Genomic DNA, 14,540 nt, shown 5'->3' with positions numbered 1-14,540 from the left:
TGCTTTACCTTGCTCTTGCCGGGTAAATGCCTTCCTATACTCGTCAACGTCAGTTGCGCATGACCTCCTAACACACTTTGTACATGGCTTATTAACGTGTTTCTTGTCTTCGTATGTAACCAAGAAAGTGATTTTGTTAAATAATTGTGACAAAATACATTCGCAAGCATGGTGTTTTCCTCCAATAATGGTGTGAGAACTCTTATTAGATCAGAAAATACCAACGCTTGCACTTCTTTTTACGTAATCAGAAAAAATGAGCGGATCACTCAGCGCTATCGCTGCATCAAGGCTACAGTTTTATATTATAAGGACAGGTGTGGGGTTGTAGCCCGGTCTGCTTGCAGCCGGGAAGGATGTACTCCGCTGCCATTAAGTTAAGGAGCTCCGCCGTCCCGCGGCTTGTCCGCGGGACGGCGGAGCTCCTTAACTTAATGGTACCCCGCTGCAAGCAAACCAGGCTACGCCACACCAAGCCACACACTCAGCCAAAAGGAGATTCAATTGTCCGAACTTACTTTATTAATCGAAGACATCAGTTATCTGTTAAAACAACATCACTGGCAACTGGCCACAGCTGAATCCTGTACGGGTGGATTAATCTCTGCTTATTTGACTGAGATACCCGGGAGTTCTGTCTGGTATGAGCGTGGATTTGTCACTTACAGCAATTTGGCCAAACAGGAAATGTTGTCTGTATCAGAGGACTTATTAAAAAAATATGGAGCTGTCAGTGAAGAGGTTGCCTTGGCTATGGCCGTAGGGGCATTGGAGCATAGTGCCGCATCTATAGCTGTTTCAGTCACAGGTGTTGCAGGACCTGATGGCGGGAGTATAGAAAAACCGGTTGGAACAGTATGTTTTGGCTGGGCAACACAGGATATTCCCCCACAAACATTAAGAAAACAATTTAAAGGGACACGTCAGGAAATAAGAGTGTCGGCCTGTCAACAGGCTTTGCAAGGCGTACTTTCTATCCTGCAGGCAAAATCAAAATAATCAGTTTGCTGCCTGGTCATATCTATGTGATAATTTTGTCCTTGCACACTACTACTTTGGAATACACTATGGAAGACAATAAACAAAAAGCATTATCAGCGGCTCTTTCGCAGATTGAACGTCAATTTGGAAAAGGTTCAGTGATGCGTATGGGGGACAGTACAGTTTCCCGTGATATCGAAGCTATTTCTACAGGTTCTTTAGGATTGGATATCGCTTTGGGAATAGGCGGTTTACCCAAGGGGCGTATCGTGGAAATTTATGGTCCTGAGTCTTCTGGTAAAACCACTTTAACCTTACAGGTCATTGCGGAATGCCAAAAAATGGGTGGTACGGCAGCCTTTATTGACGCAGAACATGCTCTGGATCCCAGTTATGCTCAGAAACTGGGTGTTAATGTGGATGATCTTATTGTTTCTCAGCCAGACACTGGCGAGCAGGCTCTGGAAATTACTGACATGCTGGTTCGTTCTGCTGCTGTTGATGTGGTGATTATTGACTCGGTTGCGGCTTTAACTCCCAAAGCGGAAATTGAAGGCGAGATGGGCGATACGCACGTTGGCTTACAGGCGCGATTGATGTCTCAGGCTTTACGTAAATTAACTGCTAATATCAAACGCTCTAATACCCTGGTCATTTTTATTAACCAGATCCGTATGAAAATCGGTGTGATGTTCGGCAGCCCTGAAACAACAACTGGTGGTAATGCGTTGAAATTCTATGCTTCTGTCCGTTTGGATATACGTCGCATAGGTTCCATCAAAAAGGGTGAAGAAATACTGGGTAGTGAAACTCGGGTTAAAGTGGTTAAAAACAAAGTGGCACCTCCGTTTAAGATGACTGAATTTGATATTTTATACAACGAAGGTATTTCACGTGAAAGTGAAATTATTAACCTGGGCGTTCAGTTGAATCTGATTGAAAAATCGGGTGCCTGGTACAGTTACAAGCAAGAAAAAATTGGTCAGGGTAAAGATAATGTCAGGGCATATCTGAAAGAAAATCCTCAGGTAGCCGCTACTCTTGAGCAACAGATACGTACTGAGCTGTTAGAGAAAAAAGCAGACATGTCAGTCAATATGACTGAAGACAATTTTGAGACCATTGATGACTAAAGCAATGGATAGCGCCTTACGCCTGTTAACCAGGCGTGAGCATGGCGCTATTGAATTATGTGATAAACTAAAACAGAAGGGCTTTAGTTACGTTGAGGCCAAAGAAGCCGTTGAGGAATGTCAACGGCTTGGTTTACAAAGTGACAGCCGCTTTGTAGAGGCATACAGTCGTTCACGTATTCGTCAGGGATATGGGCCTTTAAAAATCACCCAGGACTTAAAAGCAAAGGGCATTGACAGTGATCTTATCCATCGCGAGTTGGCGCAGGAAGGAGAGAATTGGATAAGCTATGCTATGGACGTCTGGCAAAAAAAGTGTAAAGGGCAAACCGATTTGTCTTTTATAGAAATACAAAAGCAACAACGTTTTTTGTTGTATCGCGGATTTGGCATGGACACCATTACGGCAGTAGTGAAAGAGATGAAATAATCTCCATGTGTAGCCTTGATGAAGCGAAGCGCAATCAAGGTTTTGACTTTTTGACCAAAGCACTGCACTCCGCCGTCCCGCGGCTTGTCCGCGGGACGGCGGAGTTACAACAAAACAAAATTACGAATTTAACTAACTGGTAAGTAGTAGAAAATGAAAAGTTCTGAAATTAGAAAGGCATTCTTTGATTATTTTGCACAACGCGGCCATCAACTGGTTGAGTCCAGTTCTTTAATACCCTCAAATGATCCTACTTTGTTGTTTACCAATGCGGGTATGGTGCAATTTAAAGATATTTTTTTAGGGCTTGAAACACGTCCTTACCATAGGGCAGTTACTGCACAACGTTGCGTACGTGCAGGTGGTAAACATAATGATTTGGAAAATGTGGGTTATACGGCACGACATCATACCTTTTTTGAAATGCTGGGTAATTTCAGTTTTGGTGACTACTTTAAACGTGAAGCAATTCAATTTGCCTGGGACTTTTTAACCAAAGTGTTGCACTTACCAGAAGAGCGCTTATGGGTCACTGTATATAAAGACGATCAGGAAGCTGAAGACATTTGGCTAAAGGACATGGGCGTTTCTGCCGAGCGTTTTTCACGATGTGGTGAAAAAGACAATTTCTGGTCTATGGGGGATACAGGCCCTTGTGGTCCCTGTACTGAAATTTTTTATGATCACGGTCCCGAAATCCCCGGTGGCCCTCCAGGTAGTCCAGATGAGGATGGCGACCGCTACATTGAAATCTGGAATCTGGTATTTATGCAATTTAACCGGGATAAATCCGGCCACTTGCATCCCTTACCCAAACCTTCGGTTGATACAGGAATGGGGCTTGAGCGTCTTGCAGCTGTGGTACAAGGGGTGCACAGTAATTATGAAATCGACAGTTTTCAATACTTAATCAACGCAATTGCAGCTTTAGGCAATGGTATTGATCCACACCATACTTCTTTAAAAGTTATTGCCGATCACATTCGTTCCTGCGCCTTTTTAATCGCTGATGGTGTAGTGCCTGGAAATGAAGGGCGTGGTTATGTATTAAGGCGCATTATCAGAAGAGCGGTCAGACATGGTAACAAATTAAATTTACCTACTCCGTTTTTCTCAAAACTGATAGAGCCATTGATTGCGGTAATGGGCGATGCTTATCCAGAGTTAATCACTTCCAGAGCCGCCATTGAAAAAATCCTGTTACAGGAAGAAAACCAGTTTGCCCGTACATTGGAACAAGGCTTACGTTTGTTACAAGAACAAATGCAGACGCTTGCAGGAAAACAGCTATCGGGGCAGGTCGCTTTTAAATTATACGATACCTATGGTTTTCCTATTGATCTCACCGCAGACATAGCGCGAGAACAGGGCTTAAATGTTGACATGGATGGCTTTAATCAGTTCATGCAGCAACAAAGAGAGCAATCACAGGCGGCAAGCCAGTTTACTGCTGATTATCATGCAACATCGCAAATGGATCATCAGTCTGAGTTCCACGGTTACGAGCATGAAGTAATGAAAGGAACAATTATTGCCTTGCTTGCCGATGGTGTTGAAGTAAACAGTGTGTCCCAAGGGACAAAAAGTGGGGTAGTATTGGATACCACACCTTTTTATGCTGAAAGTGGCGGTCAGGTGGGCGATAAAGGCATGTTGACCGGCAAGGGCTTTAGCTTTCGGGTTGATGATACGCAAAAAGTCGGCCAGGCAGTGGTTCATTATGGCGAAGTGCTGGAAGGTAGCTTGACTGTAACTCAGATGGTCAATGCAGAAATTGACATAGAGCGACGTGACGCAATCCGTTTGAATCATACCGCTACCCATTTATTACATGCTGCTTTAAAAGCAGTCGTGGGACCGCATGTACAACAAAAAGGTTCTTTGGTTGATGCAGAACGTGCGCGTTTTGACTTTTCTCATTTTGAGGCTGTAACCCCATTACAAATTCAGGAAATTGAAGTAATGGTCAATAATGAGATCCGTGCCAATAATGAAGTAGTAACCGAGCTCATGGATATTGAAGCAGCCAAGCGCAGCGGGGCGGTGGCTCTTTTTGGTGAAAAATATGCTGAGGCAGTCCGGGTTCTGACTATGGGGGAGTTTTCCAAAGAGCTTTGTGGCGGTACTCATGCGCGCCGTACTGGTGATATCGGTGTTTTTAAAATCATTGCAGAATACGGTATTGCCAGTGGTGTCCGACGTATCGATATGGTTACCGGACGTCATGCTTTGGCCTGGATTAACGAACAGCAAGAGATTTTAAATAACCTTGCCGCAACGCTTAAGACTACGTTGACCAATCTGCCAGAAAAATTAGCCCAGTTGGTGCAAGACAGTAAAAAGCAGGAAAAGGAAATTGCAAAATTGCTTAGTGAGAAAGCGCAGAAATCAGGCGCTGATCTTATGAATGAAGTGGAGCAGATTAATGGGATTAATTTGCTTATCAAACGCCTGGATGGTGTGGATGGCCAAACCATGAGAACCACTTTGGATCAACTCAAATCAAGACTGGATTCTGCAGTTATTGTTTTGTTTGCTATTGATCAAAATAAAATGAGTGTCATTTCCGGTGTAAGTAAAAATATTATAGGAAAAGCGCCAAGTGCCGCTACATTAGTAAAGCACCTTTGTGGAAAGGGTGGTGGTCGTGATGATATGGCTCAAGGTGGTGGCGTTGCCCCGGATGATCTTGAGGATAAAATCCGCGAAATAAGAATGATGATTGAGAACGTTTGAAATAGCCCGATCTACGTTGTCCTGAGCGAAGTTGCTCCGGAATAGCACGGTGCGTAGCCCGGTCTGCTCGCAGCCGGGATCGAAGTGGCAATGAGCCAATCTCCGTATTACATTTACCCCGGCTGCAAGCAGACCGGGCTACAAACGGTGCAACCAATAAAGTCTTTTACAGCTACTGCAAGGAGAGAAAGATGAGCTTTATACAGGAGTTTAAGAAGTTCGCAATGCGTGGAAATGTGGTTGACCTCGCTGTTGCGGTGGTGATTGGAGCTGCATTTGGCAAAATAATTTCAGCATTGGTGGATGGAATTATTATGCCTTTGATCGGATTATTGCTAGGCGGGGTTAATATCGCTAACAAGTCATTTACCTTAGGTGATGCAGTAGTAAAATGGGGTGCCTTTTTACAAACCATTATTGATTTTACCATCATCGCCTTTTCGATTTTTGTCGCCATCAAGTTTATTAATTTATTGAAGAAGAAAGAAGAAGAAAAAGAGCCAGAGCGTACCAATGAAGAGCTGCTCCTAATGGAAATTCGCGATCTGCTAAAGGATAAAAGCAAGAAAGCCTGATAATAGGGTTAGCTCCTGTCCTGAGTGATTCTTGGATAAACTAATCATTGCCCAAAACTACATATCTATGCAAGGAAGTTAAACTTCCTGCATTCAATGTTGTTCAGGGTAGGGGCGTTAATTAAAGCATATCTCTATAAAGGATGGGTGCTGAAATGCTCGTCAATGGCTTACTACTAAGGCAAAAAGAGCTACTCCTACCTTTCTTTTATTCTGGTTACTATTGGCTGATGCCAGCGGAACCAGTCTTTTTACTTCCAATTCCAAATGCAATTGCTTGTTAACGTTACTGATTGGCAACATAACCAATTTTCTATTATCCGCAAATGAGAAATAAGCGGTTTTGATGTGTTGACCATTTGCATAGAAAGCAACTTCCTGTACAAAATCAAAATCTGGTAAGTTTGCAACCAGTTCTAATCCTATGTGGCCTGAAAAATAAGTATCCAAAGCAAACACCATTGACGCTCTTTTTCTTTCAGTCCAAACATAATTAAATTCTAATGGGGACCAACCCTCTTCTAATACATTCTTATCTGGTGAGGCAAGCAGTCTTGATATTGATATTCGATTGATTTTATTTAAATTCAAACGGTCCATATTATAAATTGCTATATCTTTAGCTTTACCCAATAATTTATCGGGAGATGAAATCTCCGCGTGCTGTATAAAAACATGCCTATTATGGATGCTCTCAAATGTAGTGCATTTTGCCGCTTTAGTAAAAGAAATGCTCCAGTGTGAATTAATACAAAATAAATCGTTGTGCTGGCGTTTTGCGTAATTGAACAAAGCAATTACACCACTCCATAATTCCAATCCTTTATGACCGTAATTAAAATTTAAAGCCAAACGACCATGTTCTGTTTTATGATTTAAAAGTTCGTATAATTTAATAATGTCTGGTTGGTAATCGTTTGAGTCTGGAGTGTTTTTCACTGGGTGAAGTGATAATTGGCAGAGGGTACTAAAAGTTAGAAGAATTATTAATATATTTATTAAACGTTTATTAAGTTTCCTTAGTGTCATAGCAATAAATGTTGCGATGAATAAAATGGGAACTGAATAATAAAAGAAAGCAACGTAGTATCCATATAGAAATTTAACACCGCATTTGGCATAATATAAAGTACTTAGAGTGGCAAAAATTATAGTCACACATAAAGAAGATAAATGAGAAAAGCAAGTGTTTTTTCCTGCATAAGATCTGAAAAAAAATACTCCTGCTAATGCAGTAAAAATCCCCAAAGACAACTGTGCCAAGCCTTGCCAATAATACCCAACAAATTGTAATGATTCGATTAAAGTATGTGGCACATTGTCACGCCCATAACGTATATACTCCGCAAGGGGGCCAGGAAAATCTTTGAATGTCCTAATAAACAACGGTATTAAAAATGTAAGAAAAATACCCAGAGCTATGAGCAAATTCTTTTTGTACAGTACAAAATATTTTTTGCTTAAAATCTTAACTTCATCGTCATAAAACAAGTAATTATAGGTTAGAGCCATAACGAACATGAGGCTCAATAAGGCAATAAAAGAGGCATATCCATTAATTAAAAAACCCATACTAAGCGCTAGTGATTTTAGTGCATCAATTCGAGATTCCTGTGTCAATGTGATAGATAATAAAAATACGGTAAATGGAAAGAAAAAGAGAAAAGGAGGCCATGGATTATAATAAAATTTAAAATCTATAAAGACAGTGCAGATAAGAAATAAAGACAGGGTAAGCGCAGATAGACGCATCGAATAAAGAATTTTATTTAATAATTCGAAAAGTAACATTATCCAAAAGGCATTATATAAAGCAACCGCAATCAGCTGGCCTGAATAAGGAGATGACACCCAATGGAGTAAATCAAAGAAAATATATTCCCCAAGCGCAAGTACATAGAGTAATGCCGGTCCGGGATGATTGAATCCATGAAAGGAATAATGTCCAGTCAATAATTTAAATGATTTTGCATCTTGAATTAATAATGAATTAGCAGCGAAATCTCCCCATTCTGTATGTAAGAGATTTATTTCCAAAAAATTCGTGCCTAGAAGACAGGCAGCAAACAAAATAAAAGAAAATAGCGGATTAAACTTGGATAGAGAATGAAACATCGCGACAATTCTGATTTTTAAAATGGATTTTATAGGATTTTGATTTAATAACAAATAAATAAATTCTCAAGAGTTTATCCTATCAATAATTCTACTTATAATTCGATAATTATTTTATACTGCTAATATTTTCATTTTATAGCCGGTGTCATGGTGGAGGGTACATGTTATTTTTGGTTTATTCAGCAACAAACTTATCTACCATACAATCTAATCTGGGAGAGCCCGAATACAGCTATTTTTTTGTGTTAAAAGAATATTTGCCGTTACTTGAAAAACTGGGTGAAATCAAAATAATTCATGAACCTGAAAAGGAGGTGGATGCTATCTATGATGCATGTCAACAGCAGGGAAAATCCTGTATTTTTCTTTCCTTTAGTCCGCCTCATAAAACACTTTTGACATTACGATGCCCAACCATACCCGTTTTTGCTTGGGAATTTGATACTATTCCTGATGAAGAATGGGATAACCAACCGAATAACAATTGGGTTATGTGCCTCAATAAATTAGGAAAGGCTATTGTTCATTCACAACATACAGTCCATACAGTTAAAAAGCAACTTGGCAGTTCGTTTCCTGTTATTTCCATACCTGCTCCTATTTGGGAACGATTTGAAGGCAGTCATTATGATAATTCATTTGAACCCTCTATCGATGGAGAATTTTTGATCAAAGGTATAGTAATTGACAGCAGTCAACATAATGAAAAAGAAGGACCACCACTCATCCATACCGGCGCAAAGGTAAAAACTACTAAATGGCAAAAGTACCTAAGGTCATTAAAGAAACGAATCGACCCAAAATATGCAAAGCGTTCTCTTATAACTCCATCAATTGCTTCGACCCTTAATAAAATTCATTTGCAAGGAATTATATATACTTCTGTATTTAATCCCTGTGACGGACGAAAAAACTGGTTTGATATGGTGACCGCATTTTGTACTGCATTTATAGATACGCCCGATGCAGTTTTAGTTCTCAAATTTACTCATCACGATTATCAGTGGGCTTTTGATGCCTTAAGGGAGACGTTTCGTAAGCTGAGAACATTTAAATGCAAGGTCATTGCCATTCATGGCTTTTTAAATGATAAAGAGTATAGTTCTCTGATCACTCATTCAACTTATGTAGTGAATACGTCTCTTTCTGAGGGGCAATGTCTTCCTTTGATGGAGTTTTTATCTTCTGGTAAACCGGCAATATCACCCTGCCACACAGCAATGGAAGATTATATTTGCAAAGATGTAGCGTTTGTCATCAACTCTGAACCAGAACTTTGTGCGTGGCCTCATGATACACGTTTTCACTTCAGGACTTATCGCCATCGTATCAGTTACAGTTCACTACTTGAGGCATACAAAGAAAGCTATCATGTAGCAAAGCATCACTCGATGAAGTACAAATACATGTCAGAGCAATGTAAAAGGAAAATGAAGTCACATTGTTCTACATCCATGACGCTACCTACTCTTGATACATTTTTAAATTCTATCAGTGTTACTGAAAAGAGAGATCCTGAAACATGCGATTGGTATCAAGGTAATCATATAAGGGATTGAGATGAGCACAGTCGGAAGAATTAAGGACTTAGACGTATTAAGAGGTATTGCCATTATTTTCGTGCTGATACAACACATTCCATTTAATTTAATTTACTGGAATCCACCAGAGTTAATGAAGTTTTACAATTTTTTTAATGGTGGGGGAGCGGTTGATCTCTTCTTTGTCCTATCTGGATTTTTAATTACTAAATTGTATGTGTCAGATTTTCAAAATAGCGATAAAACTCAAGGTATTAATAATGCATTAATTTTCTGGGGTAAAAGAGCAAGCAGGGTTTTTCCTGCAGCCTGGTTTTGGCTGTTGTTTAGTATTTTTGGGGCACTGGTTTTAAATCCTACCCATGCGTTTGGTTCAGTAAAAGCAACAATTGAAGGAGCAATAGCTTCTCTTTTTCAGGTAGCGAATCTACGTTTTATGTCCTGTTTTGATCATTATGAATGTGGTATCAATATTGTACAATGGACTCTTTCTCTGGAGCAACAATTCTATTTTATCTTCCCTTTTCTGGTTTATTTTAGTAAAAATAAATTACCCCTGCTCCTTGGTAGTGTGCTTGTGACTCAGTTATTCAGTGAGTCATTAGCCGCCCCCTTTGGTCTGCGTTTTTCAGGTTTTATAGTTGGGATGCTAATCGGAATTTTTAGTAATACCGCATATTATTCGCTGTTAATGCCTCTTTTTCATAACCGCTTTAGCTCTATACGAGTTGTTTTATTTGCTTTGGCAATTCTTCTTTTAGGTACGTCAATGGGTAATGGGCTTCAATTGGGAAGTCACAATACAAAATATGCTGTGACCATTTTGCTAAGTGGTATTTTAGTTTTAACTGCATCTTATGGAAAATTCTTACTCTTGCCTCCCTCGCGTTTTCAATTATTATTGACATTTGTAGGTGAACGTAGCTACTCCTATTATTTATGTCATATGTCCTGCTTTGCCTTAACACGTACTTTGTTACAACCTTATTATACCCAAAATGAATTTCATTCATTCGATTTGATTATTTTTGTAATTGTCGCGGTATTCCTTTGTGCGGTATTAGGCGAGTTAAGTTATAAAATTCTTGAAATAAAGGTTAATAATTCAGCGAAATTATATATCGATTCATTTCAGAAAAAATTAAAATCACTGACTTATGCACCACCCACAGAAAAAATGGATTTTTCTATTCTACCAAAAGGACAAAAAGAAACAGTTGCTTTAGCGGATAACAAATAAAGGAAATAAGATGGAATGTGGTATTGATTTAGGTTTAAGAGACAGCATGCTCAATGGTTGGTTCAATAATGAGTCGGGTGAATTGTTATCTGGTTTCAAGATTTCACCTGATGAGCTGATACTTGATATTGGCTGTGGCGGGGGCCATTTTTCTTCTTTTTGTGCAAAACATGGAGCCCAAATTATTCTTGCCGATATAGACCCAGATACAATCAGTAAAGCAGAAGAGCGGGTGCGTGCTGCAGGACCTAAATCCTTACGATGCCTGATAACTAATGCCGATCCAATACCTTTGGAAAATGAATCAGTGGATAAAATAATTGCAATGGAAGTACTGGAGCATGTACCTAAACCGGGCAATTTCGTTGCGGAGCTTTTCCGGGTAGCGAGACCTGGAGCAAAAATTTTAATTAGTGTTCCCGGAACTCAATCTGAAAACCTTCAAAAGAAGCTGGCCCCTGAGAGTTATTTCATGCCCCCTAATCATATTAGAATCTTTCAATCTAATGAAATAGAGTTTTTATTGTCATCTCATGGTTTTATAGTGGAAGAACGTATTAATTATGGTTTTTATTTTTCTCTTTGGTGGTCTTTCTTCTGGACCTGCAACCAGGACTTAAGCCCTCCATGGCATCCTTTATTACAGTCTTGGGAAAATACATGGAGCCTTCTTTTAGACTCCAAAGATGGTTATAAGATAAAACAAGCTTTAGATGATTTATTACCTAAAAGCCAGGCATTTCTGGCGTATAAGCCGGAATAAATCAGATCCTGAATCCTGTGCGCTCTCTGACTGGTATGATTCTGTTTTATGGTAACTTAGTATGAAGAACAAGCCTGAATGAGCAGGGTCCTGATGTGGTTGATTTTAGAGCAAATATTCCTGAATCTGCTATACTTTAAGTACTAGCGAATGGACGAGGATATTTATGAACGATCTAATGAATTTAATCGCTCTGATTGTTGTTTTTGGCGTGGGTTTATGGCTGATTAACGCATTTATTCCAATGCCTGGAGCTATTAAAAGTCTGTTAAACGTACTGGTTTTAATTGTCCTGATTATCTACATATTACAGTTTTTTAATGTAATAAAACCAGTATTACCGATGATTAAAATCTTACGGTGACCTCAAAATATTTACATGAGGTGGAGGATTGCATCAATACCTTGAGTGCTTATCCTCCATTGCCTTGTCACTAACAATATCACTAAACCAAGTCTATAATTTAAAAACAAAACCATCATTATTAAGGATTTATAATGATTCAATTGATTCGCTTTTCAGCCTTGGCTTTTTGTATTATGTTTTCTGCGATGAGCAATGCTGCAGATATTCCGGATGATGATATAGGCACTAGCGATTTAAGTCAGGATACTTGTATCAGCCAGGCAACACAAAATTGTATCGATAACATGTGTCTGACTTCGGAAGAAATCGATTGTGAAGATAATTGTGGCAAAATGGCCCAGGATAAATGCGCTCAACAAGCAGATGATTAGGGGCTGTTGATTGCAAATAAAGTGTAAATTAAATAAAGACTGACTGATAATTCCCTCGGTGTTTGGTATCCTCTTATAAAACTTATAAGAGGTACTTGCTATGACAACAGAAAATAATGGACTCGATGAGACCAATTCAAACTCAAAAAAGAATGAAAAAAATCCTATGATGCAATTGCTGGAATCCTTACAACCTATGGTAGATGAAATCAATGAGATGGGTGTTAATGCGATAAAGGATACAGTAGGAAGTTTTGCTGACGCCTTTTTATCCCCCATGCCCGATTCATCAGATACCAGTTCAATGCTTGGAAACGCACAAATGCCTTCTACAGCTGATTCGGTAAGTGCAGAAAGTACAGAAACTGCTGCTTTAGAATCTGCAGAAATATTGGCATTATAAAGAAAACCGAGCCGCGACCGTGAGGGCTCTGGTCATTCCCCGATCCACGTCGTCCTGAGCGCGTCTTTTTGCGCGAAGGATCTCCCAATACTGGCACTATGCCGTTTTGGGAGATCCTTCGCGCAAAAAGACGCGCTCAGGACGACGTGGATCGGGGAGCGCGCCTCAGTTACATCACTTCCGTTTCGGCAGAGCCACGTACAATGTTCCAATGTTATTCAGGCTATTCGCTTCAATACCAGCCTGAACTCCTTCACCTTTATAGACATCAACATGAGCACCTACAATAGCGCCACCCGCATCCTGAGCCAGGCACCATGAGGTTGTATTTTTGCAGTTGTAGATAAAACTCATTCCAATGGGAATCACCCTGTGATCTGTAGCACATGAAGCATGTGGCGTTAGTGATATATTCTCTGAACCAAAAGGACCGGCATGTTCACTGACGAAAAAGACATAACTCTGATCCCGACTACGCAGATCGGTAGCTTTCGCATGGCTCAGTGTATCCAGATAGCGGCGAATTTGCTTCTCTGATCCACCACTTTGTCTGATTTCTTTGGACAGGTTACAGCGCAGTTTTGCTTCATCATGGCATTTGGGATCTTTGGCACAACGCTCCATTACATCAATGTTACCACCGCAAGTCGGATCTTGAGCACATTGCACGATACGGCCAAGCATGACGCGCGGTCTGCCATTAAACCCATCATAATTCAGGTGTACTAACTGGCCATCAAGAATTAATGAGCCTGAGCCTTGCAACATTAAAAAGGGCGGATCGTTTGGATCCTTAACATAGCCAATGACATGTTTTTGATCCAGAGCACCATTATCGATTTCGTTACGGTCTGGAGCTACAGAATAAGTGCCATCTGCATTTTTAAGGCAATAGCTTCGGGCCATTTTAGTTAATGGATCAATACCGCAAAGAGGTGTTTTCAACTTCAGTTTTCTACTTTCAGCAGAAGCGCTTACGACTCCAGGATTCCTGTATATAGGGTGTAAAAAAGCACCACTGGGTTTACCGCGTGCTTCAAGAGGGGCTGGAGCATAATAGGCCGTAAATTGAAATTCTCCCTTTTTAAACCCTGCATGATTTTCAGGCCACCCCTCGCTTTTATACCAATCAAATTCCGCTTTAATGCTGGATAAATATTTTTTAAAGTCACCACGGGCGGCTTTGGCAAGATGGAGCATTTTTTTGTTGCTATCAATGCACCACTCCTTGCGCTTAAATTTTTGTCCCGCGATAGTTACAGACTGATACTCGCCACGGCTTTTATTACAGTTAGCAATTTGCTGATTTAAAGCCTGAATCACTTCATTCATATTGCCTGTTGGATTAACAAAGGGAAGCTCCGAGGCTGAAATTTTGTGAAATTTAAAACGCAGCACACCAGGCTCTTTCGCCGCCATTTTCTGGCGCGCAGAATAATCAGCCAGTCTTCTGACATCGATACAACGCTGGATTGGGTCAGCAGGAACTGCTGCTTGCGCGAGGATGCTAAAGGTCATCAGGATGGTTATCAGGGCTGATCGTAACATGGGTATTCTTTCCTTTAGTTGCTGGTTAAATATATAAAAAACTGTAGCCTTGATGCAGCGCTAGCGCTGAGTGATCCTCTCATAATTTTAACCTGTAAAAAGATGCAAATAAGCAGGATGATCAGCGCAAGTAGCCCCTCCACCTCCGGGGGAGGGTGCCCGACAGGGCGGGTGGGGGGATCAAAAAGAGAACTCATTTAAGGTAGAAAGCTCTAAAACAAAATGGTCTATTTGATAGAAACTCCTTTTTTGATCCCCCCATCCGCCCTGTCGGGCACCTTCCCCCGGAGAGGGGAAGGCGATCCTGCATAGTTCTGAGTGATACTCAATATGA

General features: G+C 40.4%; 13 protein-coding genes. 11 read left to right on the top strand and 2 right to left on the bottom strand.

Features of this window, described 5'->3' with window-relative positions; genetic code table 11:
* Positions 1 to 504: 504 nt before the first annotated feature.
* The 5 genes from B094_RS0103030 (at position 505) to mscL (ending at position 5,855) form a co-directional block, all read left to right on the top strand.
* A complete protein-coding gene (locus B094_RS0103030; RefSeq protein ID WP_018576319.1) occupies positions 505 to 999 on the top strand; it encodes a CinA family protein in 495 nt (164 codons plus the stop codon).
* Positions 1,000 to 1,067: 68 nt separating this feature from the next.
* Positions 1,068 to 2,114, top strand: a complete 1,047-nt coding sequence (gene recA / locus B094_RS0103025) for a recombinase RecA (protein WP_018576318.1) — start codon at positions 1,068 to 1,070, stop codon at positions 2,112 to 2,114.
* Positions 2,107 to 2,544: a recombination regulator RecX gene (gene recX, locus B094_RS0103020; protein WP_018576317.1), complete on the top strand. Its 438-nt coding sequence runs from the start codon at positions 2,107 to 2,109 to the stop codon at positions 2,542 to 2,544. Before recA ends, recX begins: the two co-directional genes overlap by 8 nt.
* A gap of 153 nt (positions 2,545 to 2,697) precedes the next feature.
* The gene (gene alaS / locus B094_RS0103015) at positions 2,698 to 5,280 is read left to right on the top strand and encodes an alanine--tRNA ligase (protein WP_018576316.1); all 2,583 of its coding nucleotides are present in this window, start codon (positions 2,698 to 2,700) and stop codon (positions 5,278 to 5,280) included.
* A 191-nt stretch (positions 5,281 to 5,471) separates the two neighbouring features.
* Entirely contained in the window at positions 5,472 to 5,855 is a 384-nt protein-coding gene (mscL, locus tag B094_RS0103010) for a large-conductance mechanosensitive channel protein MscL (RefSeq protein ID WP_018576315.1), read from the top strand.
* A gap of 162 nt (positions 5,856 to 6,017) precedes the next feature.
* On the opposite strand, the gene B094_RS0103005 is transcribed toward mscL, so the two are convergent.
* Positions 6,018 to 8,024, bottom strand: coding sequence for a hypothetical protein (locus B094_RS0103005; protein WP_018576314.1), 2,007 nt, complete (start codon positions 8,022 to 8,024; stop codon positions 6,018 to 6,020).
* 110 nt (positions 8,025 to 8,134) lie between these two features.
* On the opposite strand from B094_RS0103005, the gene B094_RS15600 reads away from it, so the two are divergent.
* The 6 genes from B094_RS15600 (at position 8,135) to B094_RS0102975 (ending at position 12,658) form a co-directional block, all read left to right on the top strand.
* The gene (locus tag B094_RS15600) at positions 8,135 to 9,532 is read left to right on the top strand and encodes a glycosyltransferase (protein ID WP_018576313.1); all 1,398 of its coding nucleotides are present in this window, start codon (positions 8,135 to 8,137) and stop codon (positions 9,530 to 9,532) included.
* A 1-nt stretch (position 9,533) separates the two neighbouring features.
* A complete protein-coding gene (locus B094_RS0102995; RefSeq protein ID WP_018576312.1) occupies positions 9,534 to 10,754 on the top strand; it encodes an acyltransferase family protein in 1,221 nt (406 codons plus the stop codon).
* A 10-nt stretch (positions 10,755 to 10,764) separates the two neighbouring features.
* Positions 10,765 to 11,517 carry a class I SAM-dependent methyltransferase gene (locus B094_RS0102990; RefSeq protein ID WP_018576311.1) on the top strand — a complete coding sequence of 251 codons (753 nt, stop codon included), beginning with the start codon at positions 10,765 to 10,767 and terminating at the stop codon, positions 11,515 to 11,517.
* A 166-nt stretch (positions 11,518 to 11,683) separates the two neighbouring features.
* Complete coding sequence (locus tag B094_RS0102985) at positions 11,684 to 11,881, top strand: Thivi_2564 family membrane protein (protein ID WP_018576310.1); 198 nt, start codon at positions 11,684 to 11,686, stop codon at positions 11,879 to 11,881.
* A gap of 134 nt (positions 11,882 to 12,015) precedes the next feature.
* Complete coding sequence (locus B094_RS0102980) at positions 12,016 to 12,255, top strand: hypothetical protein (protein ID WP_018576309.1); 240 nt, start codon at positions 12,016 to 12,018, stop codon at positions 12,253 to 12,255.
* A gap of 100 nt (positions 12,256 to 12,355) precedes the next feature.
* Positions 12,356 to 12,658, top strand: coding sequence for a hypothetical protein (locus B094_RS0102975; protein WP_018576308.1), 303 nt, complete (start codon positions 12,356 to 12,358; stop codon positions 12,656 to 12,658).
* 174 nt (positions 12,659 to 12,832) lie between these two features.
* Here the strand turns inward: B094_RS0102975 and B094_RS0102970 are convergent, their stop codons facing one another.
* Positions 12,833 to 14,206 (bottom strand): MltA domain-containing protein, encoded by a 1,374-nt coding sequence (locus B094_RS0102970; protein ID WP_018576307.1) that lies wholly within the window; start codon positions 14,204 to 14,206, stop codon positions 12,833 to 12,835.
* Positions 14,207 to 14,540: the final 334 nt, after the last annotated feature.

This window comes from Legionella shakespearei DSM 23087, from assembly GCF_000373765.1.
Taxonomy (GTDB): Bacteria; Pseudomonadota; Gammaproteobacteria; order Legionellales; family Legionellaceae; genus Legionella; species Legionella shakespearei.
This window is presented reverse-complemented; position numbering and strand designations above follow the sequence as displayed.